Origin of the sequence: Mesorhizobium sp. M0522 (assembly GCF_040321085.1) — a bacterium.
Taxonomy (GTDB): Bacteria; Pseudomonadota; Alphaproteobacteria; order Rhizobiales; family Rhizobiaceae; genus Mesorhizobium.
In genome coordinates this window covers 28,791-54,611 of the sequence record NZ_JAMYQW010000033.1, presented here as the reverse complement: position 1 = coordinate 54,611, position 25,821 = coordinate 28,791, and the positions used below count along the sequence as shown (strand labels likewise).

Sequence of the window (25,821 nt, the reverse complement as noted above, 5' to 3'; positions counted from 1 at the left end):
AATGCTCGGAAAATTGAGCTGGGACGTCATTCCGTTCGATCAGCCTCTGCCGATGATCGCCTCGGCGGTCGTCGCCCTGGCAATCCTCGGCGTGCTGGCCTGGGTCTTCCTGGCCGGCCATTTCCCCTATCTGTGGCGCGAATGGATCACCAGCGTCGATCACAAGCGGATCGGCGTCATGTACACGCTGCTGGCGCTGCTGATGCTGCTGCGCGGCTTCAGCGACGCCGTCATGATGCGGTCCCAGCAAGCCCTCGCCTTCCAGGCGCCCGGCTATCTGCCGCCCGATCACTTCAACCAGGTCTTTTCCGCCCACGGCACCATCATGATCTTTTTCGGGGCGATGCCGTTCGTCATCGGACTGATGAACCTGGTCGTGCCGCTGCAGCTCGGCGTCCGCGACGTTGCCTTTCCGACGCTCAACTCGGTGAGCTTCTGGCTCACCGCCACCGGTGCGCTGTTGGTCAACATCTCGCTGGTGATCGGAGAATTCGCCCGTACCGGATGGCTGCCCTACCCGCCGCTCAGCGAGACCGCCTACTCACCGGGCGTCGGCGTCGACTATTATCTGTGGGCGGTGCAGATATCGGGCGTCGGAACGCTGCTCACCGGGATCAATTTCGTCACCACGATCCTGAAGATGCGGGCGCCCGGCATGAGCTACCTGCGCATGTCGATGTTCTGCTGGACCTCACTCGCCGCCAGCCTGCTCATCGTCGCCGCCTTCCCGATCCTCACCGCCACGCTCGCGATGCTGACGCTCGACCGCTATTTCGGCTTTCATTTCTTCACCAATGAAGCCGGCGGCAACATGTTGATGTTCGTGAACCTGATCTGGGCCTGGGGCCATCCCGAGGTCTATATCCTCGTCCTGCCGGCGTTCGGCATCTTCTCGGAGGTCATCTCCACCTTCTCCAGCAAGCCGCTGTTCGGCTACCGCTCGATGGTGGCCGCGACGCTCTTCATCTGCATCGTCTCCTTCATGGTGTGGCTGCACCACTTCTTCACCATGGGCGCCGGCGCCGACGTCAACGCCGCGTTCGGCATCGCCACCAGCATCATTGCTGTCGGTACCGGCGTGAAGATCTACAACTGGATGTTCACCATGTATGGCGGCCGCATCCGCTTCGCGACGCCAATGCTGTGGTCGCTGGGCTTTATGGTGACGTTCGTCATCGGCGGTATGACGGGCGTGTTGCTGGCCGTGCCGCCGGCCGATTTCCTGCTCCACAACAGCCTGTTCCTGGTGGCGCATTTCCACAACGTCATCATCGGCGGTGTGCTGTTCGGCGCCTTCGCGGGATATACCTACTGGTTTCCAAAGGCATTCGGTTTCCGGCTGCACGAGGGCTGGGGCAAGCTGGCCTTCTGGCTGACTCTGATCGGCTTCTACGTCACTTTCGTGCCGCTCTACGCTGTTGGCCTGCTCGGCATGACCCGCCGAATGCAGCATTTCGACGTGTCGGCATGGTATCCCTGGGTGCTGGCTGCCGGCGTCGGCATGTTAATCACTACCGCCGGCGTGGTCGCGCAGATCGTACAGCTCGTCGTCAGCATCCGGCAGCGCGCGGCGCTTCGCGACGCCACCGGAGATCCCTGGGACGGCCGCTCGCTGGAATGGGCCACGCCCTCGCCGCCGCCGGTCTTCAACTTCGCCGCGCTTCCGCATGTCGAGGGCGAAGAGCCCTACTGGAGCATCAAGCAGCGGGCACGCGAGCAAAACCGGCTGCGCGACGAGCCTGACTACGAGCCGATCGAGATGCCGCGCAACAGTCCCACCGGGTTCATCTGCGCCTTCTTTGCGACCGTAATGGGTTTTGCCCTCATCTGGCACATCTGGTGGATGGTGGCGCTCGGCGCTCTCGGTGCTTTGGCCACCTTCGTCGTATTCGCGTGGCGCGACATCCCCGAATACGTCATTCCTGCCGCCGAAGTCGCCCGGATCGACCGCGCCAACCGAAGTGCCCGCCGCGAGGCGCTGGTTACCTACACAGGGCCAAGGCCATGACCGCGATCGATGTTCGAGAGCGTGACCCTTACCGCCTCCATGGCGGGCACGGCCATGCACCTGGCCACGGCGACGGCGGCCCGGCACCGATCCGGATCGTCGTCGGCTACGGCTTCTGGATCTTCCTCCTGAGCGACATCGTGATGTTCTCGGCCTTCTTCGCGGCCTACGCCGTGCTGGCGGGCAAGACGGCGGGCGGACCAAGCGGGGCCGAGCTGTTCGACCTGCGCAACGTCGCGATCGAGACGGCGGCCCTGCTTTTGTCGAGTTTTACCTGCGGTCTCGCCAGCCTCGCCGTGACAGCGCGGCGAAGCTCCTGGTTCTATGTCGCGATGGCTGTCACTTTCGTGCTCGGCGCCAGCTTCATCCTGCTCGAGTTGCGCGAGTTCGCCCATATGGTTGCCCGCGATGCCGGACCGACGCGCAGTGCTTTCCTGTCGGCGTTCTTCACGCTGGTTGGATGCCATGGCCTTCACGTGACGGCGGGGCTGCTGTGGCTGCTCACGATGATGGCGCAGATCTTCGCCAAGGGATTCCGTGACGATATTCTTCGGCGTTTCATGTGCTTCAGCCTGTTCTGGCACGCCCTCGACATCATCTGGGTCGCCCTGTTCACGGTGGTCTATCTCCTGGGAGCAAGTCGATGAGCAATGCGGACGATCGCCACGCGCAACGGCGCGACACCGATGGGCTGGAGCGCTACGACATCGATACGGCGCCGGGTGACGAATACCTCGGCGACACCGAAGTCGGATCCGGGCTACGCGGCTATGTGATCGGCCTCGGGCTGGCAACGCTGTTGACCATCGCCTCGTTCTGGTTGCTCGGAACCAACCTGATATGGGCACCCGGCATTCCGGTGGCGCTGGTCGTGCTTGCGATCGCCCAGATGGGCGTGCATCTCGTCTTCTTCCTGCACATCACGACGGGGCCGGACAACACCAACAACGCTCTAGCGCTTGCCTTCGGCGTGCTGATCGTAGTTCTGGTGATTGGCGGCTCGATCTGGATCATGGCCAACCTCGACCACAATTTGATGCCGATGAACGCGATCATGAACATGAACCGCTGATGCATGTCGCGCAAAAGTGTGCAGCGGTTTTGTGATAACGACATGCGTAAAAACAAGAATCTAAAGCGCGTCGCATGAGGCCGATCGAACGCGACGCGCTTTAGCGATTATTCCGGCCGTTCGCCGCAGTTCATGCGACAGCGAGCTCCGGTCTCAAGCCCGTTCGAATGTGCCGACGAGCTCGGCCTCTCCCACGACGTGCGGCGCGGCCTGTTTCAGCACGTCTTCGACGGCAGCCTTCTCGTCGAGACGCAGCGTCTCGACGTCGACCGCAAGAAGCCGGAAATGGTAATGGTGGAGCCCATGCCCAGGCGGCGGCTGGGGGCCGTCATAATGAGGATTGCCGAAATCATTGACGCCGTGTCCGAGGCTCTCGGTCTTGGCGCCGGCGGTCGTGCCTTCGGGAAGAAAGTTCCGCTGTGCGTCGATGTCGTAGACCGCCCAATGACGGAACATGCCTGAAGGGGCGTCGGGGTCCTCGACGGCCAGGACGAAGCTTTTGGTTCCTTGCGGCGCGTCCGTCCACTCCAATGGCGGCGAGACGTTGCCGCCGTCGCGGGAATAGCGCGGCGGTATTTTTTCGCCATCGGCAAAGGCAGAGCTTTGAGCGTGAAAGCCATGGTCTCGATCTCCCTGGCTGAGGTTCCCGCATAACAACCGCGAGCCACCGATGTTCCGGGCAGCCACCTGGTCAAACCCGCAGCCGGCCGTTGGCCGGAACATTCGCCGAGGAAGCGGGTTTTTCGGTTCGGACGCATCGCCGCGGAATGGCGGCAAGAGGCTCGGCAATGGACGAAGGGCGCGACATGACCGGGCTAAGCGGTAAGCAACCAAGCGGGGCGAAAGGTGTTGTGGTCGCATTCTCCGTGCCGGGCGGCGAGACAATCTATACCCACGAGCGGGAAACCGTCGCTGCCGTTGCGCGCACGATTGCGGCGTTGAAGGGCTTTGCCTTCCGCCAGGGCCTGCGTGACGGCGGCGGTGACAGTGGCCGACTGTATTTCGTGCCGGACGACAGCCTGCTTGCCGTCGATGCGCTCCAACTGGGCATAAACGGGCCGGACGACCTCTTCGGCGGTGTGGTGCCCTGGCGCCTCGCAACCACCAAGGCCATAACCCACGAGCTGGTGGACGGATCGGCGGCACGGCCAAAAGAATGGCACGCCGGCTTCGGCAGGGCCGTCGCCGCGGCCGTACTGCCCGGTTACACCGCATTTTCACGCCACGACGCGCTGCGCGCAGCGCAACGTCTGCTGGAGCTCGGGCTGGTCCGGTTCAAGCCACCGCGCGCTTCGCGGGGCCGCGACCAGCACACCGCCGCGACGGTCGGCGATGTCGAAAGGCTGCTGGACCAATATCCATCCTCTGACCTAAGCGAATACGGCCTTGTTCTCGAAACGCAGCTTCGCGACATCGTTACGCTGAGCGTTGGCAGAACCATGATCGACGAATTGTCGATCAGCTATTACGGCACCCAGCGGACGACGACCGACAACGACGGACAGCCCGTTTACGGCGGATCCGATCTGGTCGTCGTGCGCGGCGGATGGGAGGCGCTGGATGAGCTGCGATTATCGCCGACGCTGGGTTTGGCCGTGGCGCAGGCGAGAACCTATGACGCAGCGATGGATGGTTATCCCGGATTTTTCGCCTCACGGCGCAACTACGACATCGGCCAAGGTGTCGATTCCTCGGGCATCTGGCGATCGGGTGTGCTGGAAGCCAGCTGGCGGATCGGTGGCAGCAGCAGCGCCGAGCTGGCAGCGATGGACGCCATGAAGCGCGACCCCGACATGCAGATCGTGCATGTCTCCGCCGTCAAGCAGTTCGGCAGCACTGCGCGGCTGCCGCCGAACGCAGCAATCCACTTCCACGGGGAGGACCCCGAGGAGGGTCAAATCACGCGTTATACCGTCGTCACCCAGGCGATCCGAGGGCCGATCGGGGAAGCCGGCCGATCGTCATTCTAGCCATGTCAGGTTGAAGTCAAGCACGCCTCCGGCAGGGAACATCCACCAATGGCCGAGTTTGTTTCGGGCAGGCAGCAAGTCAGAGACCGGAGGAAAAAATGATCGAGATGATTTCCGCTCCCCAGAACGTAGCCGCCTTTCGTGTCACCGGCACCGTGACGGCGGACGACTACGACAAAGTCATCCCGGCAATCGAAGCGAAACTGAGCGACCACAAGGACATCGGCGTCCTGACCGATCTTGCCGATTTCGAGGACATGACGGCTGGCGCCTTGCGGCGCGACCTGCAGTATGGGCTGAGCAAACTTGGCGAGCTCCACCGCTTCAAACGTGCCGCGGTGATTTCCGACAAGCAGTAGATCAAGGCCGCCACGGAAATGACGGACGCGCTGTTTCCGCAAATCGAGGCGCGGGTGTTCCCGGAGGACGAAAAGGCCCAGGCCCTGAAATGGGTGGCGGGCGTGCAATAGCGGCGTTGCCTGCAGGAGTGGTTACGGAAATGGCCATGCCAACCGTTTACGACAAACGACAGGATCCGGAAGGCCTCTGGGAGGTCTATGACAGCGAGAGCGACGAAGCCGTCGTGGTCGATGGATTGCCGCTTTCCGGTCTCGACGAAAGCGAAGCCGATGAAGCGATTGAAAAGCTCAATCGGGGCGATCTGACGTCGGACAACATCCCCGAGACGGTTCGGTCAGGGTGGCCTCCGACCAAGGACGGTTTGTGATGACAGCCTGACGGACGTCACCGAGGCGATCGGTCGCGGATCTACGACGAGGCCTTGACCCCGAGCTTGCGGGCCTTGTCCTCGAAGTCGTCACGAATGTCCTCGATCGTCGGCAGATGCAGTCGGCGCAGCTGGGCGTGCAACTTTTGGCAGCGTCGGAATTCAGGTCGCGCTTGAAATTGGTCGCGACCTCCTCGGCCGAGCCGTAACGGCGATAGCGCTCAATCTCGGTCTTCGTGGCCTGCTGGACATGTTCGAGCGTCTTGCGCTCGGCATCGGATTTTCCGTCCGGTTTGGCCCGCATGACCGGGTTGAAGGCTTTGCTGATAACGAATTCGACCAGTTCCTGCTGGGCGTGAGCCATGATTGTTCTCCCTCGAAGGAGGCCTGTCCGGGCCTAGAACGGTTCGTCGTTTCCCGGAAACGCTGAACCGCTCTATTTTTTCGTTTTGACGCAATTCCGAACGGAAAACCGTTCCACACTTTTACTGGAATTGCTCTAACCGCGGCGACAATTGAAGGTTCCTTGGCGGATTTCGTTACCGCTGCAGGTCAAGCGCAGTTCCTCGAAGTCACAGCCGAGCCTTGGTGGTGCGTGGCGTTGCCAGGAGCAGGCTTGTTTCGCTGCCGGTAATTCCGGGGATCAGGCGGATACGTCTCAGCACCGCATCGAACTCGCTCAGGGTCTGGGTTCCGAGTTCTATCACCAGATCCCAGCGGCCATTGGTGGTGTGGATGGTCGAGACCTCGGAGAAGCCGCCCAGCGCCCGAATGACGCGATCGGCGGCGTGGCCTTCGATCTCGATCATCATGATGCCACGCACGCGCTGATCGACCGCGTCGGCGCGCAGAATGACGGTGTAGCCGACGATGACGCCGTCCCTTTCAAGTCGCTCGATCCGGGACCTTACCGTTGCCCGGGAGACACCCAGGCTGACGGCAAGATCGGAAATGCTGCGCCGGGCGTCGTGCCGCAAAGAGGTGATGATCTGCTCGTCGAGCTGGTCCATGATTGCTCACAACGGAAGTAGATGATGCCACAATGGTAAGGCACTTCGACAAATTTGCCAATTTGACATGTTCATTCTGCCAGCGATGCCCGCTTCAATAAAGGCATCGTAATTCGGTGGGGTATGACAAATGCATTGCACAATCGTTGGGGCACCGATCCAGGCCGGCTCGGGTAGGATGGGCTGCGAGATGGGGCCGAGTGCGCTGCGCACGGCCGGCCTGGCCGGCGCGCTGACCGAGCTTGGCCATACGCTGACCGACCTCGGAACGATTGTCCCTGCCGATATGCGCCCTGTCGTACACGGCAATGCGGCGGTGAAGGCGCTGCCGGAAATCGCCGCCTGGACGGCGGCAATCAGCGAAACCGCCTATGCCGCGAGCGCCGATGCGATGCCGATCTTTCTCGGCGGCGACCACAGCATTTCGGCCGGCACGCTCGCCGGCATTGCCCGCCGGGCGGCGAATGCCGGCCGGCCGCTCTTCGTGCTGTGGCTCGATGCGCACCCCGATTTTCATACCCTCGACACGACGACCAGCGGCAATTTGCATGGTGTGCCGCTGGCTTATGCCAGCGGGCAGCCCGGCTTCGAGGGCTATTTCCCCCGCCTTGCAGCGCAGGTGGAGCCGGCTCGCATATGCGCGCTGGGGATCCGCAGCGTGGACCTGGCGGAAAGGGATGCATTGCGCAGAGCCGGCGTGACGGTCCACGACATGCGTTCGATCGACGAGCACGGCATCGCGCAACTGCTTCGCGCCTTTCTCGAACGGGTGAGCGCCGCCAACGGCATGCTCCACGTCAGCCTCGACGTCGATTTTCTCGACCCGTCGATCGCCCCGGCGGTCGGCACCACCGTCCCAGGCGGCGCCACCTTCCGCGAGGCGCATCTGGCGATGGAAATGCTGCATGACAGCGGCCTCGTCACCAGTCTCGACCTGGTCGAGCTCAACCCTTTTCTTGACGAGCGCGGCCGCACCGCCACGCTTTTGGTCGACCTGACCGCAAGCTTGATGGGCCGGCGGATCATGGATCGCCCGACGAGGGGGTTCTGAGCCATGACGGTCAATTTGAACATCGTTCCTTTCGTCAGCGTCGACCGCATGATGAAGCTGGTGCTTGCCATCGGCATCGAGCGCTTTCTGGTCGAGCTTGCCGCCTATATCGAAGAGGATTTCAGGCGTTGGGAGCTGTTCGACAAGACGCCGCGCGTCGCCTCGCACAGCATTGACGGCGTCATTGAGCTGATGCCGACCAGCGACGGGCAGCTTTACGGCTTCAAATATGTCAACGGGCATCCGAAGAACACGCGTGACGGCCGTCAGACCGTGACCGCTTTCGGCGTGCTTGCCGATGTCGGCAACGGCTATCCGATGCTGCTTTCGGAAATGACCATCCTGACCGCCCTGCGAACGGCGGCCAGCTCGGCGGTTGCCGCGAAATACCTCGCTCCCAAGGCCGCCCGGTGCATGGCGATCATCGGCAATGGCGCGCAATCGGAATTTCAGGCCATTGCGTTCAAGGCGCTGCTTGGCGTCGACAGGCTGCGCCTCTACGATATCGACCCGGCGGCCTCGACCAAATGCATGAAGAACCTTGCCGGCATGGGTTTCGACATCAAGCTCTGCGCGTCGGCGCAGGAGGCCGTCGAAGGTGCAGAGATCATCACCACGGTGACCGCCGACAAGCGGTCGGCAACAATCCTGACCGACAACATGGTCGGGTCCGGCGTGCACATCAACGCGGTCGGCGGCGACTGCCCGGGCAAGACCGAGCTGCATCGCGACATTCTGCTGCGCTCGAATATTTTCGTCGAGTATCCGCCGCAGACGCGCATCGAAGGCGAGAGCCAGCAGCTCGATGCGGACCATCCGATCACCGAATTGTGGCAGGTGATGACAGGAAAGGCAGCAGGCCGGACGGACGCCGGACAGATCACGCTGTTTGATTCCGTCGGCTTTGCGATCGAGGATTTTTCCGCGCTGCGCTACGTCCGCGATCAGCTTCAGCGGACCGGCCTTTACGAGGAACTAGACCTTCTGGCCGATCCCGATGAACCGCGTGACCTGTTCGGCATGCTGCTGCGCGCCGAAAAAGTGGCCGGGCTGGCGGTTGCCGGCAGCTGAGCTGCGATCCTGTCGGTCAGTCCTTCTTTTCCTGGTAGAGGCGCTCGGTGGCGCGGTCGCTTTCCCTGCGCTCCGCCGGGCCGCGACGGCGCTGCGTGAGCAGGGCGTAGGCGATCAGGATTGCCAGCAGCAGTGGACCGCCTGCAACAACGAGCAACCACAAACTAGTCTCAAACATCGAACCGTCTCCTTTCCTTCACAACCGGGAAGGACCAGAACCGTTCCTCCGTCTTATCGGAGGTCGCCCGCACGGCGTGGCGCGATTCAGGATTTAATGCTTCGAGCGGGGCGTTCCACGCCTTGTCTGCACTCAGGATGCCCTTATCTAGAGTCTTATCATTCGGTCACAGGCACTCTCTGCAAAGTGAAGGGAACCACAAGGGCTTTCCGACATTTGGTTGTTCAAGAGACAAACGTGCAGCCACACCGGCTCCGGGGCTAGGAATACCATGCGTGAGAATCAATCCGACGTCTTCGATCTGTTTTCCGAGGTTTACAAGAATGCGGCGCAGGAGGAGATAAGCCTCCAGCAATATCTGCTTGCCTGCCGCGAGGACAAGTCGATGTACGCCTCGGCGCCCGAGCGGATGGTCGAGGCGATTGGCGAGCCGACCTTTGTCGATACCAGCAAGGACGAGCGGCTTGGCCGTATTTTTTCGAACCGGACGATCAAGATCTATCCGACCTTCGCCGACTTTTACGGCATGGAGGATACGATCGAGCGTATCGCCGGTTATTTCCGCTATGCCTCGCAAGGGCTCGAGGAACGCAAGCAGATACTCTATCTCCTCGGCCCGGTCGGCGGCGGCAAGTCCTCGCTTGCGGAGCAGCTGAAAAGGCTGATGGAGCAGCGTCCGATCTATACGCTGAAGGTCGGCGGCCAGGTCAGCCCGGTGTTCGAATCGCCGCTCGGGCTGTTCGACCCCGACCGCATGGGCGACCTTTTGGAGGATAAATACGGCATCGCCCGGCGGCGGCTGAACGGCCTGATCTCGCCCTGGGCGGCCAAGCGCCTCGACGAATTGTCCGGCGACATCTCCAAATTCAGCGTCGTCAAGCTGATGCCGTCCAGGCTTCGCCAGATCGGCATCGCCAAGACCGAGCCGGGCGATGAGAACAACCAGGACGTTTCGGCCCTGGTCGGCAAGGTCGACATCAGGCAGCTGGAAAACTTCAGCCAGTCCGATCCGGATGCCTATTCCTATAGCGGCGGCCTGAACCGGACCACGCAAGGACTGCTCGAATTCGTCGAGATGTTCAAGGCGCCGATCAAGGTGCTGCATCCGCTGCTGACCGCGACCCAGGAAGGCAGCTACAACGGCACCGAGAATTTCGGCGCTTTCCCCTATCAGGGCATCATCGTTGCCCATTCCAACGAATCGGAATGGCTGCAGTTCAAGAACAACAAGAACAACGAGGCGTTCCTCGACCGTATCCTGGTGGTCAAGGTGCCGTATTGCCTGCGGGTCACCGAAGAGCGGCAGATCTACGAGAAGCTGTTGCGCGAAAGCGAATTGGCCTCCAGCCCCTGCGCTCCGGAAGTGCTCGATATCCTCAGCCGGTTCACCGTTTCGACCCGCCTGGCCGAACACGACAATTCGCCGCTCTACACCAAGATGCGCGTCTATGACGGCGAGAACCTCAAGGAAACCGATCCCAAGGCGAAGTCGGTCCAGGAGTACCGAAACGCGGCCGGTGTCGATGAAGGCATGACCGGCGTCAGCACCCGCTTCGCCTTCAAGATCCTGTCGCAGACCTTCAACTACGACACCGAAGAGGTGGCCGCCGATCCGGTGCATCTGATGTACATCCTGGAAGAGGCGATCAAGCGCGAGCAGTTCCCGAAGGAAACAGAGGCGGACTATCTCGATTTCATAAAGTCGGAGCTGGCGACCCGTTATGCCGAGTTCATCGGACACGAGATCCAGAAGGCTTATCTGGAATCCTATAGCGAATACGGCCAGAACCTGTTCGACCGCTACATCGCCTATGCCGATGCCTGGATCGAGGATCAGGACTACAAGGATACCGATACCGGCCAGATCCTCAATCGCGAGGTTCTGGACAACGAACTGTCGCAGGTCGAAAAGCCGGCCGGCATCGCCAATCCCAAGGACTTCCGCAACGAAGTGGTGAAGTTCACGCTGCGCGCGCGGGCCAGAAACCATGGCCGCAACCCATCATGGACAAGCTACGAAAAGCTGCGCGAAGTCATCGAGAAGCGGATGTTCGGGCAGGTCGAAGATCTGCTGCCGGTGATCAGCTTCGGCTCCAAGCAGGACAGCGTGACGGAGAAGCGGCATACCGAATTCGTGCAGCGGATGATCCAGCGCGGCTACACCGAGCGCCAGGTCCGCCGGCTGGTGGACTGGTACATGCGGGTGAACAAGGCGGGTTGAAGCCAGCCCGGGGTAACATATGCCGATCTTCATCGATCGCCGACTGAACCCGAAGGACAAAAGCCTCGGCAACCGGCAGCGTTTCCTGCGGCGGGCGCGCGAAGAGTTGAAGCGCACCATCCGCGATCAGATCCGCACCGGCAAGATCGCCGACGTGGACGCCGAGCATGCCGTTTCGATGCCGGCGCGAGGCACCGGCGAGCCGAGCTTCAAGGATGCCCGGAACAGCGGCAGCCGCCAGCACGTCCTGCCCGGCAACAAGCATTTTGCCCGAGGCGACCGGCTGCCTAAACCCGGCCAGGGCGGCGGCATGGGATCCGCCCCGGGGAGAACCGAATCGGAGGACGATTTCCGTTTCGTGCTGTCGCGCGAGGAGGTGCTCGACCTCTTTTTCGAAGACCTCGAACTGCCTGATATGGTCAAGCTCAACCTCAAGGAGATCCTCGCCTTCAAGCCGCGCCGGGCCGGCTTCGCCGCGACCGGCTCGCCGACCAACATCAATGTCGGGCGCACGATGCGCAACAGCCATGGCCGCCGCATAGCGCTCAGGCGCCCCAAGCAGGAGGCGGTCGACGCTGTCGCGCAGGAGATCGCGACGCTGGAGACGAAGCCGCAAAACGCCGAGATGCGGCAGCGCATCGTGGCGCTGCAGGAAGAGCTTGAGCGGCTGGAGCGCCGCCGCAAGCGGATCGCCTTTGTCGATCCGGTCGATATCCGCTTCAACCGCTTCGACGCCCAGCCGGTGCCGAACGCCAATGCGGTGATGTTCTGCCTGATGGACGTGTCCGGTTCGATGGGCGAACGCGAGAAAGATCTGGCCAAGCGCTTCTTCGTGCTGCTGCACCTGTTCCTGAAACGGCGCTATGACCGCACCGAGGTCGTCTTCATTCGCCACACGCACGAGGCGCAGGAGGTGGACGAGGAAACCTTCTTCTACAACACTCAGAGCGGCGGCACGGTGGTTTCCACGGCGCTCGAGGAGATGCACCGCATCGTCGAGCAACGCTATCCCAGCCGCGAATGGAACATCTATGTCGCCCAGGCCTCGGACGGCGACAATTTCGTCACCGATTCCGAGCGCTGCATCGCCTTGCTCGACGAACAGATCATGCGGCTTTGCCAGTATTTCGCCTATGTCGAGATCCTCGACGAGCGTGAGAGCCACATCTTCGGCGCCACCGACAACGGCACGTCGCTGTGGCGTGCCTACAGTGCGGTCAAGCTGAGGTGGTCGAACTTCCAGATGAGCCGCATCGCCACGGCGGCCGACATCTACCCGGTTTTCCGCCAGCTCTTCGCCAGACAGCCGGGTTATCAAAAGAGCGCTGAAAGAGGGGGCTGATGGCGAGCAAATCCGGGTTGCTGTTTTCCGGTTCCGACTGGGATTTCAGGACGCTGTCGCGTGCGTACGAGACCATCGAGGCGGTCGCCACGGAAGAGCTCCACCTCGACGTCTATCCGGTGCAGATGGAGATCATCTCCTCAGAACAGATGCTCGACGCCTATTCCTCTGTCGGCATGCCGCTGATGTACCGGCACTGGTCGTTCGGCAAGCACTACCTCTACCAGGAATTGCTCTATCGCAAAGGCGGACGGGGGCTCGCCTATGAACTCGTCATCAATTCCAATCCCTGCATCGTCTATCTGATGGAGGAAAACACCATGGCTCTGCAGGCCCTGGTGACGGCGCACGCGGCACTCGGCCATAACCATTTCTTCAAGAACAATTATCTGTTCCAGCAGTGGACGGACGCCAGCGCCATCCTCAGCTATCTCGACTTCGCCAAGGGCTACATTTCCCGCTGCGAGGAGCGGCATGGCGTCGATGCGGTGGAAGAGATCCTCGATGCCGCACATGCGCTGATGGAACAGGGCGTGTTCAGATATCACCGGCCGCCGAAACTGTCGTCGGAAAAGCAGCGCGAGGGCGTTCGCGAGCGCCTGGAATACGAGGAGCGTTCCTACAATGACCTATGGCGCACGCTGCCGCCTTCGAAGGACGGCACCAAGCCCCGCGAGACGGATACAATGGCGGAGCGCAGAAGATCGCTCAAGCTGCCCGAGGAAAACCTGCTTTATTTCCTGGAGAAGAACAGCCTGATCCTGGAACCCTGGCAGCGTGAGGTCATCCGGATTGTCCGCGTCATCGCGCAGTATTTCTATCCGCAGCGCCAAACGCAGGTGATGAACGAGGGCTGCGCCACCTTCGTGCATTACACGCTGATGAACCTTTTGTTCGACCGCGGCCTGATCGGCGAAGGCGCCATGCTGGAAGTGCTGCGCAACCATTCGAACGTGATCTTCCAGCCGGGCTTCGACGATCCGCGCTTTTCCGGCATCAACCCTTACGCGCTGGGCCTCGACATGATGCAGGACATCCAGCGCATCTCGACCGCGCCGACCGCCGAGGACCGCGACTGGTTTCCCGATATCGCCGGCAATGGCGACTGGCGCCAGACCCTGCTGGACGCCTGGGCCAACCATCGCGACGAGTCCTTCATCCGCCAGTATCTGAGCCCTACCCTGATCCGGAAATGGCGGTTCTTTGTGCTTGCCGATGCGGCCAACGATCCGCACTACGAAGTCGCCTCGATACACAATGAGCGCGGCTACGAGAGCATCCGCGCCGCACTCGCCCACAGCTACGACATCGGCGCCAGCCGGCCGGACATCCAGGTGGTGGACGTGGACCTGCTCGGCGATCGGCATCTGCGCCTGCAGCATAAGGTCAAGGACGGCATAGTTCTGGAAGGCGGCAGCCGCGACGCCACGCTGCGCCATATCCGCAAGCTCTGGGGCTACGAGGTCAGCATGGCTGCGGTCGACTCACAGACCGGCGCCACAGTCCACGAACGGTCGACCAGCCAGATCGGGGAATGACCGAACCGGACTTGCCGGCGAAGTCGGGTGTCGTTGCCTTTACCGGATCACCAACCACCCTAAGTACGCGCGCGCCACGAGGGCATCATTCAGGGAGCAGGAACATGCGCGCATTGATGATCGCCACCGTCCTTCTGGTCGCTGTCACGATGGCGCTCTCACTTGTGCACGCACTGGAATTGCCCGGCAAGTTGCGCCTCAAGGAGGCCACCTACAGATCAGTGCAGGCGATCTATTATCCCGGCTTCACGATCGGCGGCTTTGCCGAGATCGGCGGCATCATTGCCCTCGCCATCATGCTCTACCTGACGCCTTATCCAAGCGCTCGATTCTGGTGGACCTTGGCGGCGCTCGCCTTCTTGCTGGCGGAACGTGCGACCTATTGGTTGATAACGCATCCCGTCAATAATTTCTGGGTGCAAGACGTTGCCATGCCGAAATCAGCCGCGACGTTTTTTTCAATGTTCTCTCGAAAGCAGACCGGCGACTGGAGAGACTTGCGCAACGTCTGGGAGGCTTCGCATGTCGCCAAGGCAGGCCTGGCGATGCTGAGCCTCGTCTCAATTGCTATCGCCGCGACATTTTTTGCTGAATAGCGCCAGGGATCAAGACGGCCCTCGTCCGCCAACTTGTCGCCACGAACGCTGCATCCGAGATCAGGGAACGGAACCGGCGTACTATCTTAACGTCAAGCGATCCTGCCGTTTCAGCGGTCGGCGCGATGCTTGTTGTGGGCGCTTTCCTGGTGCTCGCCGCGAATTATGTTGCGGTCGTCGGGATCGGCAATGTCCTTCGGGTCCGATCTGAGCTCGGCACCGCGCCGGAACGCCTCGCGCTCTTGCCTGGTCTTTTTCAAATCCGCTTCCGCGTCGAAATCCTTGCCGGCGTTTTTCGTGTTCTCGCGCTCTTCGATAATGCGCAATTGCTGCTCATGAGTCTTTTTTCCGGCCATCGGTGACCTCCTTCTTTTGATTTTCCGCTTTCCCAGGGTCCAAATTCGCTACAGCCCGAAAGGATAGGTCTCGGGAAGGCCTGTCCCCGCATGTTCCGGCCCAAGCGGCGTCACGGCACTGGTTTCATCGAACCAGACGAAAGCATCGAACTGGCGGGCGAGCGAGGCGTCCGCATAATGGCTGTGGAGCTCGGTTTCGGGCCGGTAGATGACGCCGATAAAGCGTTCCAGCCGGCGCTCCAGAAGCCGTTCGCGCAGCGTGTCGTCGCGCTCGAAATCGAGCAGGAAAGGCGAGACGCCGCTGTCGTGGCAAAGCCGCTCATAGCTGTCGTTGTGGGAAGGCCGAACCGGTTTCACTTCCATGTCGCCGTCCCAGTCGGTGGCGGCGGCCACCGTCCCGGAATGCGTACTGAGCCCGATCAAGGCAACCTCGTCGCCAAAACGCTGGCGGCAGAGCTGGCCGATGTTCACTTCGTCCCTGACGATCCCCATCTCGGTGTAGCGGGCATCGCCGATATGGGAATTATGTGCCCATACCACCGCCTTGGCGTTCGGGCCGCGGGCCTGCAGCAGGTGCTCCAGCGTTTCGAACATATGGGTGTCGCGCAGGTTCCAGGATTGCGCGCCGCCGTAATACATGGTGCGGTAATAGCGCTCGGCGGAGGCGACCAGACGGGCATTCTGGCTCGCGTCGAGGAAATCGATGCCGTCCTGCTGCGCATAGTCGAGCTCTCTGGAAAGCAGTTCCCGGCATTGCTCGAGCACGGCCTTCTCGCATTTCTGGTAGCCGGAGGTGAGTGCGACACGGCCATAGGTGGCCGGGTCGTTCTGCCACGGCGTCAAGCAGCCGTAGCGTTCGCGCGCGATCCTTGCCGCCTGCGGATCGACCCGGTCGAGATATTGCAGGACCGCCGCAATCGATCCGCCCATATTGTAGATGTCTAGGCCATAGAATCCGGCCCGCCGGGAGGAAATGCTGATCCGCTCATTACGCACTCGCATCCAGTCGACGAACGCCGCGACGTCGGTGTTGCGCCACATCCAGGTGGGAAAGCGCTGGAAGGGCGGCGCGGCGCCCGGCCGCGGCGGTCGATGGCGGACGTAGCGGTCGATCGCCGCGGCATCGGGCCAGTCGGCCTCGACCGCGACGATGGTGAAGCCATGCTTCTCGATCAGCCTGCGAGTGATCGCGGCGCGCGCACGGTAGAACTCCGACGTGCCGTGGCTGGCTTCGCCGAGCAAGACGACGCGGCGGTCGGCAAACCGGTCGAACAGCGCACCGAAGGCCGGATCGTCGAAATCCGGAAGCGGTTCGGCGGCGGCCGCTATCATCTGCGGCAGGCTGCTCCTGCGCTGATGCCGGTGCGGAAGATCGGCCGCTATTTGGCTGTCGCTGCCTGGCTCGCCCCAGCCTTGCTCGCCGATCAGCGGAACAAACCGCACGCCGCCGAAATCCTCCTCGGTGTAGGTTGCGGCGCCGGTACGGATGACCTTGAGCAGGCGCTGCGAGTCGAATTCATCGCCGACCGGGATGACAAGCCGGCCAGCGACATCGAGCTGTTCTTGCAGAGCGAGCGGTGCGCCGGGCCCAGCGGCCGCAACCAGGATCGCATCGAAGGGTGCCGCCTCAGGCCAGCCCTTGGTGCCGTCGCCGGTGCGGACTTCGATATTGTCGTAGCCAAGCTTTTTGAACCGTTGCCTTGCCGTTTCAGCCAACGCGGCGTGGCGCTCGATCGTGTAGACGCGTTCGACGATCCGGCTCATTACGGCAGCCGCATAGCCCGAGCCGGTGCCAACCTCGAGGACGTGGTCGCCGGCTCCGACCTCGGCCATTTCGATCATGAACGCAACGATGTAGGGCTGCGATATCGTCTGACCTTCGGCGATCGGCAGCGGCCCGTCCTCATAGGCGAATTCTTCAAAGCCAGGATCGACGAAAGCCTCGCGCGGGACCTCGCGCATCGCCTGAAGGACATTGCGGTCGCGAATGCCACGGCGGCTCAAGTGGATGTCGACCATTTGGTTGCGGGCATGGGAGAGATCGAGCATCTTTTTGCTCCTCCTATGGGCCTCCGCTACAATCGCCCAAGCTGCTCAACGCCACCTCGGCCGGCTCGTATCTCAGGGCCTCGGCAGTCCCTTTGGATCCAAGCAATGCGGTGCATCTCCCTAACCGTTGGCAAGCCCCGAGGTTCCCCAAAAGACCGACCCGCTTTTGTCCGGCGAGGCGGGTTGCAGGATCGGCAATCGCTAGCCACGCCGCCCAAACTTATTTCAAGGCAAATCCTTTCTCCGACGCGACGCCACTCCAGATAACGACGGACGAGGGTATTCCGGAGGCATTTCCATGAACGACGAGGTCCGCACCGCTGCGCACACGACCGGCCTTGACCAGATCGATCTGATGGACCGCTACTGGCGCGCCGCGAACTACATCTCGGTTGGCCAGATCTACCTGCTCGACAATCCGCTCTTGCGCGAGCCCTTGCGGCCCGAGCACATCAAGCCGCGGCTGCTCGGCCATTGGGGCACGACGCCCGGCCTCAATTTCATCTATGTGCATTTAAACCGGATTATCCGTGAACGTGGTCTCGATGTCCTGTTCATCTGCGGCCCGGGTCACGGCGGCCCGGCAATGGTCGCGAACAGCTGGCTCGAGGGCACCTACAGCGAAATCTATCCCGAGGTCGGCGGGGACGAAGACGGCCTGCGAAAGCTGTTCCGGCAGTTCTCGTTTCCCGGCGGAGTGCCGAGCCACGCGGCTCCGGAGACACCCGGCTCGATCCACGAAGGCGGAGAGCTCGGCTATGCGCTGGTCCATGCCTTCGGCGCCGCCTTCGACAATCCGAACCTTGTGGTTGCCTGCGTCGTCGGCGACGGCGAAGCCGAGACCGGCCCGCTCGCCGCGGCCTGGCATTCCAACAAGTACCTGAACCCTGCATCCGACGGTGCCGTCCTGCCGATCCTGCATCTCAACGGCTACAAGATCGCCAGCCCGACCATCCTCGGCCGCATGGAAGACGAGGCGTTGCGCAGCCTGTTCCTCGGCTATGGCTACGAAACCTTTTTCGTGGAAGGCCATGAGCCTGCCCCGATGCATCGGGAGATGGCCCGCACGCTCGATACCGTGCTCGGCCGGATCCACTCCATCCAGGAGCCCGCACGAGCCGCGGGCTGGAAGGGAGAGCGGCCGCTGTGGCCGTTGATCGTGCTGCGCAGCCCAAAGGGCTGGACCGGGCCGAAAGAGGTCGACGGCAAGAAGGTCGAGGATTTCTGGCGTTCGCACCAGGTGCCGGTGTCGAATGCACGCGGCGACGCGGCGCACCGGCAGATCCTCGAAGACTGGATGCGCAGCTACGAACCGAAGACGCTGTTCGACGAAGGCGGGCATCTCCTGGCGGAGCTCGCGGCGCTGGCACCCACAGGGTCAAGACGCATGGGTGCAATACCCTACGCCAATGGCGGCCTGCTGAAACAAGACCTCGTGCTTCCCGACTGGAAAGGCCTGGCGCTCGACGTACCGCGTCCGGGCGGCACTGTCGGGGAGGCGACGCGGACCGTGGGGAGCTATCTTCGCGATGTGATCCGCTTGAACGCCGAGGCCAGGAATTTCCGGCTGATGGGACCCGACGAGACGTCCTCCAACCGCCTGGACGACGTGTTCGAGGTCACGGATCGGATCTGGATGGAGCGGATCGAGCCTTACGACGTCCATCTTTCCCGCGACGGCCGCGTCATGGAAGTGCTCAGCGAGCATCTTTGCCAAGGCTGGCTGGAGGGCTATCTGCTGACCGGCCGCCACGGCCTGTTCTCGTGCTACGAGGCGTTCGTCCACATCGTCGATTCCATGGTCAACCAGCACGCCAAATGGCTGAAGACCTCCGGCGAACTTGCCTGGCGCAAGCCGATCGCCTCGCTCAACTACCTGCTGACCTCGCATGTCTGGCGACAGGATCACAACGGCTTCAGCCATCAGGACCCGGGCTTTGCCGATTTCGTCGCCAACAAGAAGGCCGACACGGTCAGGCTCTATTTCCCGCCCGACGCCAACACGCTGCTGTGGATCACCGACCATTGCCTGAAAACCTACAACCGCATCAACGTCATCGTCGCCGGCAAGCAGCCGGCGCCGCAATGGCTGTCCGCCGAAGACGCGGAAGCACACTGCAAGGCCGGCGCCGGCATCTGGGAATGGGCCGGGACGGTTGCCAAGGACGAAGATCCGGATGTGGTCCTGGCCTGCGCCGGCGACGTGCCGACGCTGGAGACGCTGGCTGCAGCCGATATCCTGCGCTCGGGCATTCCGGACCTGAATATCCGCGTCGTCAATGTCGTCGACCTGATGATTTTGCAGTCGAATTCCGAGCATCCGCATGGCTTTGCCGATGACAGGTTCGACGCGCTGTTCACCAGGGCCAAGCCGGTCATCTTCGCCTATCACGGCTATCCCTATCTCATTCACCGTCTGACTTACCGGCGCGCCAACCACGACAACATGCATGTGCACGGCTTTCGCGAGGAAGGCACGACGACGACGCCGTTCGATATGGTGGTGGTCAACCAGCTCGACCGCTATCATCTGGCGCTCGCCGCGATCGCGCGTGTGCCGGGGCTGGCCGAGCGGGCGAAGGATCTTGCCGCGGCGTTGCACGGGAATTGGCTGAGCACACGGCCTATGTCCGCGAACATGGCGAGGACATGCCCGAGATCCAGAAATGGTCCTGGCCGCAGGACGGCGCGACGAGGGCCGGCGATTGATGCGACGATCGATCCTCGCGCTGAATGCCGGCTCTTCCAGCATCAAGTTCGGGCTTTACGATCTTGGAGTGTCCGCCGAGCTGGATCTTGCCTCGCGCGGTTCGCTGGATTTGGGCGATGCGCCAAGGCTGACCGCAAAAGCCGCCGATGGGGCGGTGCAGTGCGATCGGCCACTTGCAGCAGACGCATCGCCCGATTTAGGCATCGGCCAGATGCTGCAATGGATCGAGAACGAACTTGGCGGAAGGAAACTCATCACCGCCGGCCATCGCATCGTCCATGGCGGCCGCGACTTCGTCGAACCTGTCCGCCTGACGCCGACAATTGTCGAGGCTCTCGACAGGCTGACGCCGCTTGCGCCACTGCACCACCCGCGCAGCCTCGCGCCGATCCGGGCGCTTGCCGCGTTGCGGCCCGACCTGCCGCAGGTCGGATGCTTCGACACCGCCTTCCATCGGACCATCGAGCCTCTGGTCAGCCGTTTCGCGCTGCCGCGCCGCTATGAGGCAGACGGCATCCACCGCTACGGCTTTCACGGGCTTTCCTACGAATATGTCGCCGGCCGGCTCAAGCAGATATCGCCCGATCTGGCGGCGAAAAGAACCATCGTCGCCCATCTCGGCAACGGGGCGAGCCTGTGCGCCATGCGCGCCGGGCGCAGCGTCGATACGACGATGGGCTTTTCGGCGCTTGACGGCCTGGTCATGGGCACGCGCTGTGGCGCCATCGATCCGGGCGTGCTTTTGTACCTGCTGCTGGAAAGAGGCTTTTCGGGAGAGGCGCTGCAGCACATGCTCTATGAGGAATCCGGGCTGCTCGGCGTGTCCGGTATTTCCGGCGACATGCGCTCGCTGGAGGCCAGCGACGACCGCCGGGCGCGCGAAGCGCTGGAGCTTTTCGCCTTCCGCGCCGGCAGGGAAGTTGCCGCCCTCGCCAACACGCTGGGTGGCCTCGAATGCCTGGTGTTCACCGCCGGCATCGGCGAGCACTCGGCCACGGCCCGTAAAGCGATTTGCGACAGGCTTGGCTGGCTTGGCGTGGCGATCGACGAGGCCGCCAACCGCTCTCATGCCGCGCTGATGAGCCAGGCGGAGAGCAAGGTGGAAGTCCGCGTCGTGGCGACCGACGAAGAAGGTGTCATCGCCCGCCACACGCGCAAGGTGATGGAGGGGCCCGGCTGAGGCGGATGGCCTCGAATGGCGGCGCTTGCTCGACCGGCTACGTCGCGAGGGCGGCCGATCTGTTGAACACGATGGTCACCCGCGTTCCTTTGCCGGGGGCAGAATCCACCTCGAACCGGGCTTTGGCATTTTCGGTCAGCGATTGAGCGATCAGTGCTCCGAGCTTGCCGGGTTTCGGCCAGGTCTCGCCTTCGCTCGGTTTTTTCGGCTTCGGCGGACATTCCAAGCTTTCAATGTTTTGGGTGGGACCATGATCAATATTAGGTCGCTCGCCAACTGCGAAGTCCGCTCATTGCCACCACGCGGCCAGGCATGGCGGAGAGCCGAGATCGTGGTTGAGAAGCGGCTGAAGGCTCAGCTCGAATGGCTCTGCTCGACCAGATGGTATTTGTACCGGTCGCGAATATGCTCGTTGAAGAACCGGCCCTTTGACGAGGCTTTGCGGAATGCCGCGTGGACCTGCGGCGGCACGTCCTCGTAATCATAGCGGTTTCCGCTCGGGGCGAACCATACGGAGAGGATCCTCGTCGCCGGTTGGTAATCGATGCTTCTGATCGCAGTTGAAGGCATCCTCGACAGGTCCAATGCTCGGCAGTGCTCCATTCCATATCGTCATGTGAATAACCCTGCACGGAGAGCGAGGTTCCTTGCTACCGAAGCAGCCTTGCCGCTACGGGCCGGCTTCACCAAATACGGTTGATGCCATCGCCCAAGACATCGGCTGCAGCCCGCCAGGGCGATCTCTTTGCCGCCGCCGACGACCTGCCGGAAGGATTCCGCTACCGGCCCGAACTGATCACGCCGGACGAAGAAGCAGCGTTGGCGAGCCAGCTCGCAAGCCTGCCTTTTCAGGCCTTCGACTTTCACGGCCATCTGGCAAACCGGCGGGTGGTCGGTTTTGGGCTGCGTTATGATTACGACCGGCGCGAAGTCGTCGAGGCACCGCCGATACCCGGCTTTCTGCTGCCGCTCAGGGAAAAGGTTGCAGCCTTCGCCCGCCTGCCCGCCGAGACCTTCGTGCAGGTGCTGATCAACGAGTACCGGCCGGGCGCCGGTATCGGCTGGCACCGCGACAAGCCTCATTTCGAGGCCGTCGCCGGTGTTTCCCTGCTGGCCGCCTGCAGCTTTCGCCTGCGGCGGAAAAACGGCACGCGATGGGACCGCAAGACGGTCACCGTCGAGCCAAGATCGGCCTATCTGATGACGGGCGCCGCGCGCAGCGAATGGGAGCACAGCATTCCGCCGGTTGCGGAGCACCGCTATTCGATCACGTTGCGCACGCTGCGGCCGCAACGCGCTTAAAGCAGAGCGGTGAGGAAGCCCGAGCACTGCCCTAAGAACTGGGCTGAAACAAATTCATCCGTCGCCATGCCGGCCGGCAAAGTCCGCCAACATGGCGCGCTGGCCTTTCAGGATCTTGAGGTTGGCTTCAGGCAGGGAGAACCAGCCCGCTTTGTCGACTTCGGCAAATTCCTTCATCGAGCCGGACCTTGGCGGCCATTCCATGACGAAGGTGTTGCTGCTGATGGCGTCGCTGTCGAAATCCGTCTCGACGCACCATGCGATGACGAGCTTGCCGCCCGGCTGCCTGTAGCTGCCAAGGCTTTCGAAATCCCCGTCGATGGCAAGGCCGAGTTCCTCTTCGGCCTCGCGTTTTGCTGCCGCCAGCTCGTCCTCGTTCTCGTCGACCAAGCCCTTCGGGATCGACCATGCGCCGTCGTCCTTCTTCGCCCAGAATGGGCCGCCCGGATGCACCAGCAAGACCTGGAGATGTCCTTCCCTTCGGCGAAAGATGAGCAATCCTGCGCTGCGTTGGGCCATTCCGCTATTCCCCTGACGAAAATGAAACAAACGTCCGGGCCGGCATGTGGAGCAGCCTGCCACGGCGGAACGATTTCCGCGCGCAGCCGTTCCGTCCGTTCGACAAATGAGTGATCGACATGGCGACGCCGCGAGCTGCCTGGAAGGGCTTTATGAAAGTCGGATCGGTTTCCTGTGGCGTCAAGATCATCGGTGCCATCAGCGAGGCCGAGAAAGTGCATTTCAGGATCCTGAACCGCAAGGACGGTCTCCCGGTCAAGAGCGCCTATCTAGACGAGGAGACCGGCGACACGGTCGAGGCGGCGGAGCAGGTAAAAGGCTATGAGGTCGAAAAGGGTGAGTTCATCCATATAGAGCCGGACGAAATCAAGAAACTGAAGATGGTATCGCAGCATACGCTCGAGATCGGCGAGTTCGTGCCTGCCGCCGAAATCGATGCACGCTACCTCGAAAAACCCTACTATCTCGTTCCGGCCGACGCGCCCTCCACGGAGGCTTTCGCGGTGATCCGGGACGCCATGGCCAGGAAAAAGGTAGCAGCCCGCTCCTGCGTCGTGCTGTACCAGCGAGGCCGAGAGGTGCTGATCCAGCCACTGGGCAAGGGCATGCTGATGACGGAATTACGCAACCACAATGAAGTGGTCGCGGCGGACGCGGTGTTCGAAGGGCTGAAGGCTCGCAAGGTCGATCCCGAGATGCTGGAAATCGCGCAATTGCTGATCGACAAGAAGCCCGCCAAATTCGACCCGTCGGAGTTCGACGATACTTATGAAAAGGCGCTGGTTGCAATGATCGAGGCCAAGCGCAAGGGCAAGAAACCGCCCAAGCCGGCACCTGAGCCCAAGACGAACGTCATCAATCTCGCCGATGTTCTGCGCAAAAGCCTGGCGCAGGAAGGCGGCAAGGCTCCCAGCAAAAAGCCGAGAACGGCCCCGAAACGCAAATCAGCCTGAATGTCCGAAAGCGGATCGAACGGAACCGAAAACGCTCGCGCGCATTTAGATGACGTAGCAATCCGTCGGCAAGCCAAGCGGAGCGGGGGACTGGTGGACGTCGTTGAACTAAGGACTGGCGGGATCCCGCAAGTTTCCTCCGCCGATCTGATGCAGGCGTTGCCTGTGGCCGTCTACACCACCGACAAACAAGGCTACATCACCTTCTTCAACGAAGCCGCTGCCGATCTATGGGGATATCGTCCGGTTATCGGCCAGGATCGCTGGTGCGGGTCATGGAAGCTTCGCCACCTCGACGGGCGACCGATGACGCATGACGAGTGTCCAATGGCCGTTGCCTTGCTCGAGGAGCGGGACGTTCGTGGGGGCCGAGCCATCGCCGAGCGGCCGGACGGCCAACTCATCCCGTTCAGTGCGCATCCGGTCCTGCTTCGCAATGAAGCCGGCGAGGTTGTCGGCGCCATCAACACCCTGCTCGACCTGCGCGTGCAGACGCTGGCCGACGACGCCGGCATAAGGCTCGCCGCCATCGTCGAATCCTCGATGGACGCCATCGTGTCCAAAGACCTGAACGGCATTATCACCAGCTGGAACGACGCGGCACAACGCCTGTTCGGCTATACGCCCGCCGAGGCGATCGGGCGCCCGGTGACGATCCTCATCCCGCCCGACCATCTGGACGAGGAAGCCATGATCATCAGCCGCATTCGCGCCGGCGAACGGATTCCTTCATACGAGACTATCCGGCAGCGCAAGGACGGCACCCTGGTTCCGGTTTCGCTCACCATCTCGCCGATACGCGACGGCATCGGGCGTATCATCGGCGCCTCCAAGATCGCGCGCGACATCAGCCCCCACAAGGAAAGCGAACGGCGCATCCGCACACTCATGCGCGAAGTCAACCATCGCGTTAAAAACCAGTATTCGGTGATCGTCTCGATGATCCGCGAGACCAGCAAGCTGGCGGGTACGCCAGAGGCCTTCCTTTCACGGGTCCGGGAACGCATCATGGCCCTTTCGGAATCGCACGACCTCCTGGTCGATGCGGAATGGCGTGGCGCGACCATCGGCGAATTGATCCATGCACAGACCAAGGCCTTCGCGACACAGGCCCGTCTGTCGATGAGCGGGCCGACGATCATGCTGCAGCCGAACGCGGTGCAATATCTCGGCATTGCCTTTCACGAGCTGGCCACCAATTCGGTAAAACACGGAGCGCTGTCGCACCATGACGGACGGGTCGAGGTCGAATGGACCGTGACCCCAGCCGCCGATGGCAGCGACGGCTTCCGCCTTGTCTGGCGGGAACTGGACGGACCATTGGTGGATGAAAACACGCGACGCGGTTTCGGAACGGTTGTGCTCAAACGCGTCACGCCGCAGGCGCTCAGCGGCACCGGCCGCCTGGAATTCGCCAGGCACGGCATCACCTGGACGCTGGAAGCGCCGCTGCGCTTCGTTCAGATGTCGATGGCTGGCATCGCGGCTGATTGAAGGCCCGCTACACCGGCCGCGGCTTGGCGGCCGTGTGGCAACGCAATCCCTTTGGTAGCAATCAGGAGGAGCAGCGATGAGTTGGCTGGGCACCTGGCGGAATCAGTACGGGTCGGTCGTCGAACTGACCAGCGAAGAGGGCGGACGGATCAGCGGAACCTTCAGGACGGCGCTGGAGGACAGCGCCTTCTTCGGCATGACCGTGCCGCTGTTCGGAGCCTGCCATGGAGACGTCATCGGCTTCGCCTGCGCGGCCGAAGGGCGGGTCGGAGCCGCGGCGGTGAGCTATACCGGCATCCTCAGGAACGGGAAGCTGGAGATGCTGTGGCACACCGTTGCGGATGCCGCTTTGTCGGCGGAAAAGGAAGGTGCCCCGGCCCGAGCCAGGAAACTGCCCGCCTGGCGCGCCTTTGGAACCAGCCTCGACAGTTTTGAACGCGTCTCCTGACGTGTCGGGCCCGCCGCCGCGGCATT

General features: G+C 62.2%; 25 protein-coding genes and 2 pseudogenes. 19 read left to right on the top strand and 8 right to left on the bottom strand.

Features of this window, described 5'->3' with window-relative positions; all coding sequences use genetic code 11:
- Position 1 precedes the first annotated feature (1 nt).
- Genes cyoB through cyoD form a run of 3 tightly spaced genes read left to right on the top strand, consistent with a single transcriptional unit; the run spans position 2 to position 3,080 of the window.
- Positions 2-2,008 (top strand): cytochrome o ubiquinol oxidase subunit I, encoded by a 2,007-nt coding sequence (gene cyoB / locus NKI58_RS27420; protein ID WP_023677047.1) that lies wholly within the window; start codon positions 2-4, stop codon positions 2,006-2,008.
- Positions 2,005-2,655, top strand: a complete 651-nt coding sequence (gene cyoC, locus NKI58_RS27415; protein WP_023677048.1) for a cytochrome o ubiquinol oxidase subunit III — start codon at positions 2,005-2,007, stop codon at positions 2,653-2,655. Before cyoB ends, cyoC begins: the two co-directional genes overlap by 4 nt.
- Entirely contained in the window at positions 2,652-3,080 is a 429-nt protein-coding gene (gene cyoD, locus NKI58_RS27410) for a cytochrome o ubiquinol oxidase subunit IV (protein ID WP_023677049.1), read from the top strand. The genes cyoC and cyoD overlap by 4 nt, the downstream gene beginning before the upstream one ends.
- 153 nt (positions 3,081-3,233) lie before the next feature.
- On the opposite strand, the gene NKI58_RS27405 is transcribed toward cyoD, so the two are convergent.
- Entirely contained in the window at positions 3,234-3,737 is a 504-nt protein-coding gene (locus NKI58_RS27405; RefSeq protein WP_352588960.1) for a YbhB/YbcL family Raf kinase inhibitor-like protein, read from the bottom strand.
- 131 nt (positions 3,738-3,868) lie between these two features.
- Here NKI58_RS27405 and NKI58_RS27400 point away from each other — a divergent pair, with 131 nt between their 5' ends.
- The 4 genes from NKI58_RS27400 to NKI58_RS27385 all read left to right on the top strand — a co-directional run bounded on the left by NKI58_RS27400 (position 3,869) and on the right by NKI58_RS27385 (position 6,207).
- Positions 3,869-5,050, top strand: a complete 1,182-nt coding sequence (locus NKI58_RS27400) for a DUF3182 family protein (protein ID WP_352637321.1) — start codon at positions 3,869-3,871, stop codon at positions 5,048-5,050.
- A 98-nt stretch (positions 5,051-5,148) separates the two neighbouring features.
- Positions 5,149-5,409, top strand: a complete 261-nt coding sequence (locus NKI58_RS27395; protein ID WP_352588764.1) for a SpoIIAA family protein — start codon at positions 5,149-5,151, stop codon at positions 5,407-5,409.
- 146 nt (positions 5,410-5,555) lie between these two features.
- On the top strand, positions 5,556-5,777 hold the full coding sequence (locus NKI58_RS27390; RefSeq protein ID WP_352588767.1) for a hypothetical protein: 222 nt from the start codon (positions 5,556-5,558) through the stop codon (positions 5,775-5,777).
- A 250-nt stretch (positions 5,778-6,027) separates the two neighbouring features.
- Positions 6,028-6,207, top strand: coding sequence for a hypothetical protein (locus NKI58_RS27385; protein WP_352788094.1), 180 nt, complete (start codon positions 6,028-6,030; stop codon positions 6,205-6,207).
- A gap of 142 nt (positions 6,208-6,349) precedes the next feature.
- Here NKI58_RS27385 and NKI58_RS27380 read toward each other — a convergent pair whose 3' ends face one another.
- Positions 6,350-6,787 (bottom strand): Lrp/AsnC family transcriptional regulator, encoded by a 438-nt coding sequence (locus NKI58_RS27380; RefSeq protein ID WP_352588773.1) that lies wholly within the window; start codon positions 6,785-6,787, stop codon positions 6,350-6,352.
- A gap of 130 nt (positions 6,788-6,917) precedes the next feature.
- Here NKI58_RS27380 and rocF point away from each other — a divergent pair, with 130 nt between their 5' ends.
- Both rocF and ocd read left to right on the top strand, forming a co-directional pair.
- Positions 6,918-7,838 carry an arginase gene (gene rocF / locus NKI58_RS27375; RefSeq protein WP_352588776.1) on the top strand — a complete coding sequence of 307 codons (921 nt, stop codon included), beginning with the start codon at positions 6,918-6,920 and terminating at the stop codon, positions 7,836-7,838.
- A 3-nt stretch (positions 7,839-7,841) separates the two neighbouring features.
- Positions 7,842-8,909, top strand: coding sequence for an ornithine cyclodeaminase (gene ocd / locus NKI58_RS27370; protein ID WP_352571844.1), 1,068 nt, complete (start codon positions 7,842-7,844; stop codon positions 8,907-8,909).
- Between the two features lie 16 nt (positions 8,910-8,925).
- On the opposite strand, the gene NKI58_RS27365 is transcribed toward ocd, so the two are convergent.
- Positions 8,926-9,087, bottom strand: a complete 162-nt coding sequence (locus NKI58_RS27365) for a hypothetical protein (RefSeq protein WP_023677058.1) — start codon at positions 9,085-9,087, stop codon at positions 8,926-8,928.
- Positions 9,088-9,358: 271 nt separating this feature from the next.
- On the opposite strand from NKI58_RS27365, the gene NKI58_RS27360 reads away from it, so the two are divergent.
- Genes NKI58_RS27360 through NKI58_RS27345 form a run of 4 tightly spaced genes read left to right on the top strand, consistent with a single transcriptional unit; the run spans position 9,359 to position 14,784 of the window.
- Positions 9,359-11,308, top strand: a complete 1,950-nt coding sequence (locus NKI58_RS27360) for a PrkA family serine protein kinase (protein WP_023677059.1) — start codon at positions 9,359-9,361, stop codon at positions 11,306-11,308.
- A gap of 19 nt (positions 11,309-11,327) precedes the next feature.
- The gene (locus tag NKI58_RS27355) at positions 11,328-12,650 is read left to right on the top strand and encodes a YeaH/YhbH family protein (protein WP_023677060.1); all 1,323 of its coding nucleotides are present in this window, start codon (positions 11,328-11,330) and stop codon (positions 12,648-12,650) included.
- Positions 12,650-14,188: a SpoVR family protein gene (locus NKI58_RS27350; protein ID WP_352788089.1), complete on the top strand. Its 1,539-nt coding sequence runs from the start codon at positions 12,650-12,652 to the stop codon at positions 14,186-14,188. Before NKI58_RS27355 ends, NKI58_RS27350 begins: the two co-directional genes overlap by 1 nt.
- 11 nt (positions 14,189-14,199) lie before the next feature.
- Complete coding sequence (locus tag NKI58_RS27345; protein ID WP_352853971.1) at positions 14,200-14,784, top strand: DUF1772 domain-containing protein; 585 nt, start codon at positions 14,200-14,202, stop codon at positions 14,782-14,784.
- A gap of 110 nt (positions 14,785-14,894) precedes the next feature.
- Here NKI58_RS27345 and NKI58_RS27340 read toward each other — a convergent pair whose 3' ends face one another.
- Both NKI58_RS27340 and NKI58_RS27335 read right to left on the bottom strand, forming a co-directional pair.
- Positions 14,895-15,140: a hypothetical protein gene (locus NKI58_RS27340; protein ID WP_023720508.1), complete on the bottom strand. Its 246-nt coding sequence runs from the start codon at positions 15,138-15,140 to the stop codon at positions 14,895-14,897.
- Positions 15,141-15,188: 48 nt separating this feature from the next.
- Positions 15,189-17,189: a protein-L-isoaspartate(D-aspartate) O-methyltransferase gene (locus NKI58_RS27335; protein WP_352788083.1), complete on the bottom strand. Its 2,001-nt coding sequence runs from the start codon at positions 17,187-17,189 to the stop codon at positions 15,189-15,191.
- A gap of 298 nt (positions 17,190-17,487) precedes the next feature.
- Between NKI58_RS27335 and NKI58_RS27330 the strand changes: the two are divergent.
- A pseudogene (locus NKI58_RS27330) lies at positions 17,488-19,898 on the top strand (phosphoketolase family protein).
- The gene (locus NKI58_RS27325) at positions 19,856-21,079 is read left to right on the top strand and encodes an acetate/propionate family kinase (RefSeq protein WP_352853969.1); all 1,224 of its coding nucleotides are present in this window, start codon (positions 19,856-19,858) and stop codon (positions 21,077-21,079) included. The pseudogene NKI58_RS27330 and the gene NKI58_RS27325 overlap by 43 nt, the downstream one beginning before the upstream one ends.
- Before the next feature lie 37 nt (positions 21,080-21,116).
- On the opposite strand, the pseudogene NKI58_RS27320 reads toward NKI58_RS27325, so the two are convergent.
- Both NKI58_RS27320 and NKI58_RS27315 read right to left on the bottom strand, forming a co-directional pair.
- Positions 21,117-21,272: pseudogene (locus tag NKI58_RS27320) on the bottom strand (histidine kinase); the annotation flags it as partial.
- Between the two features lie 161 nt (positions 21,273-21,433).
- Complete coding sequence (locus NKI58_RS27315; protein ID WP_352788078.1) at positions 21,434-21,649, bottom strand: KTSC domain-containing protein; 216 nt, start codon at positions 21,647-21,649, stop codon at positions 21,434-21,436.
- A 129-nt stretch (positions 21,650-21,778) separates the two neighbouring features.
- Between NKI58_RS27315 and NKI58_RS27310 the strand changes: the two genes are divergently transcribed.
- Positions 21,779-22,381, top strand: coding sequence for an alpha-ketoglutarate-dependent dioxygenase AlkB (locus tag NKI58_RS27310; protein ID WP_023677069.1), 603 nt, complete (start codon positions 21,779-21,781; stop codon positions 22,379-22,381).
- Between the two features lie 54 nt (positions 22,382-22,435).
- Here the strand turns inward: NKI58_RS27310 and NKI58_RS27305 are convergent, their stop codons facing one another.
- On the bottom strand, positions 22,436-22,900 hold the full coding sequence (locus NKI58_RS27305) for an NUDIX hydrolase (protein WP_352684389.1): 465 nt from the start codon (positions 22,898-22,900) through the stop codon (positions 22,436-22,438).
- 119 nt (positions 22,901-23,019) lie between these two features.
- Between NKI58_RS27305 and ku the strand changes: the two genes are divergently transcribed.
- The 3 genes from ku to NKI58_RS27290 all read left to right on the top strand — a co-directional run bounded on the left by ku (position 23,020) and on the right by NKI58_RS27290 (position 25,795).
- Entirely contained in the window at positions 23,020-23,853 is an 834-nt protein-coding gene (ku, locus tag NKI58_RS27300; RefSeq protein ID WP_352827419.1) for a non-homologous end joining protein Ku, read from the top strand.
- Positions 23,854-23,946: 93 nt separating this feature from the next.
- Positions 23,947-25,347 (top strand): PAS domain-containing HWE histidine kinase family protein, encoded by a 1,401-nt coding sequence (locus NKI58_RS27295; protein ID WP_352449556.1) that lies wholly within the window; start codon positions 23,947-23,949, stop codon positions 25,345-25,347.
- Positions 25,348-25,423: 76 nt separating this feature from the next.
- Positions 25,424-25,795 carry an avidin/streptavidin family protein gene (locus NKI58_RS27290; protein ID WP_352788070.1) on the top strand — a complete coding sequence of 124 codons (372 nt, stop codon included), beginning with the start codon at positions 25,424-25,426 and terminating at the stop codon, positions 25,793-25,795.
- The last annotated feature ends 26 nt before the right edge of the window (positions 25,796-25,821 follow it).

Excerpts from the sequence above, each read along its gene's own strand:
- ocd (WP_352571844.1), top strand. The coding sequence starts at position 7,842 with ATGACGGTCAATTTGAACATCGTTCCTTTCGTCAGCGTCGACCGCATG.
- ku (WP_352827419.1), top strand. The coding sequence starts at position 23,020 with ATGGCGACGCCGCGAGCTGCCTGGAAGGGCTTTATGAAAGTCGGATCG.
- cyoC (WP_023677048.1), top strand. The coding sequence starts at position 2,005 with ATGACCGCGATCGATGTTCGAGAGCGTGACCCTTACCGCCTCCATGGC.
- NKI58_RS27290 (WP_352788070.1), top strand. The coding sequence starts at position 25,424 with ATGAGTTGGCTGGGCACCTGGCGGAATCAGTACGGGTCGGTCGTCGAA.
- NKI58_RS27380 (WP_352588773.1), bottom strand. The coding sequence starts at position 6,787 with ATGGACCAGCTCGACGAGCAGATCATCACCTCTTTGCGGCACGACGCC.
- NKI58_RS27360 (WP_023677059.1), top strand. The coding sequence starts at position 9,359 with ATGCGTGAGAATCAATCCGACGTCTTCGATCTGTTTTCCGAGGTTTAC.
- NKI58_RS27395 (WP_352588764.1), top strand. The coding sequence starts at position 5,149 with ATGATCGAGATGATTTCCGCTCCCCAGAACGTAGCCGCCTTTCGTGTC.
- NKI58_RS27335 (WP_352788083.1), bottom strand. The coding sequence starts at position 17,189 with ATGCTCGATCTCTCCCATGCCCGCAACCAAATGGTCGACATCCACTTG.
- rocF (WP_352588776.1), top strand. The coding sequence starts at position 6,918 with ATGCATTGCACAATCGTTGGGGCACCGATCCAGGCCGGCTCGGGTAGG.
- NKI58_RS27400 (WP_352637321.1), top strand. The coding sequence starts at position 3,869 with ATGGACGAAGGGCGCGACATGACCGGGCTAAGCGGTAAGCAACCAAGC.
- cyoB (WP_023677047.1), top strand. The coding sequence starts at position 2 with ATGCTCGGAAAATTGAGCTGGGACGTCATTCCGTTCGATCAGCCTCTG.
- NKI58_RS27355 (WP_023677060.1), top strand. The coding sequence starts at position 11,328 with ATGCCGATCTTCATCGATCGCCGACTGAACCCGAAGGACAAAAGCCTC.
- NKI58_RS27385 (WP_352788094.1), top strand. The coding sequence starts at position 6,028 with ATGTTCGAGCGTCTTGCGCTCGGCATCGGATTTTCCGTCCGGTTTGGC.
- NKI58_RS27390 (WP_352588767.1), top strand. The coding sequence starts at position 5,556 with ATGCCAACCGTTTACGACAAACGACAGGATCCGGAAGGCCTCTGGGAG.
- cyoD (WP_023677049.1), top strand. The coding sequence starts at position 2,652 with ATGAGCAATGCGGACGATCGCCACGCGCAACGGCGCGACACCGATGGG.
- NKI58_RS27340 (WP_023720508.1), bottom strand. The coding sequence starts at position 15,140 with ATGGCCGGAAAAAAGACTCATGAGCAGCAATTGCGCATTATCGAAGAG.
- NKI58_RS27350 (WP_352788089.1), top strand. The coding sequence starts at position 12,650 with ATGGCGAGCAAATCCGGGTTGCTGTTTTCCGGTTCCGACTGGGATTTC.
- NKI58_RS27310 (WP_023677069.1), top strand. The coding sequence starts at position 21,779 with ATGCCATCGCCCAAGACATCGGCTGCAGCCCGCCAGGGCGATCTCTTT.
- NKI58_RS27325 (WP_352853969.1), top strand. The coding sequence starts at position 19,856 with ATGGTCCTGGCCGCAGGACGGCGCGACGAGGGCCGGCGATTGATGCGA.
- NKI58_RS27305 (WP_352684389.1), bottom strand. The coding sequence starts at position 22,900 with ATGGCCCAACGCAGCGCAGGATTGCTCATCTTTCGCCGAAGGGAAGGA.
- NKI58_RS27365 (WP_023677058.1), bottom strand. The coding sequence starts at position 9,087 with ATGTTTGAGACTAGTTTGTGGTTGCTCGTTGTTGCAGGCGGTCCACTG.
- NKI58_RS27315 (WP_352788078.1), bottom strand. The coding sequence starts at position 21,649 with ATGCCTTCAACTGCGATCAGAAGCATCGATTACCAACCGGCGACGAGG.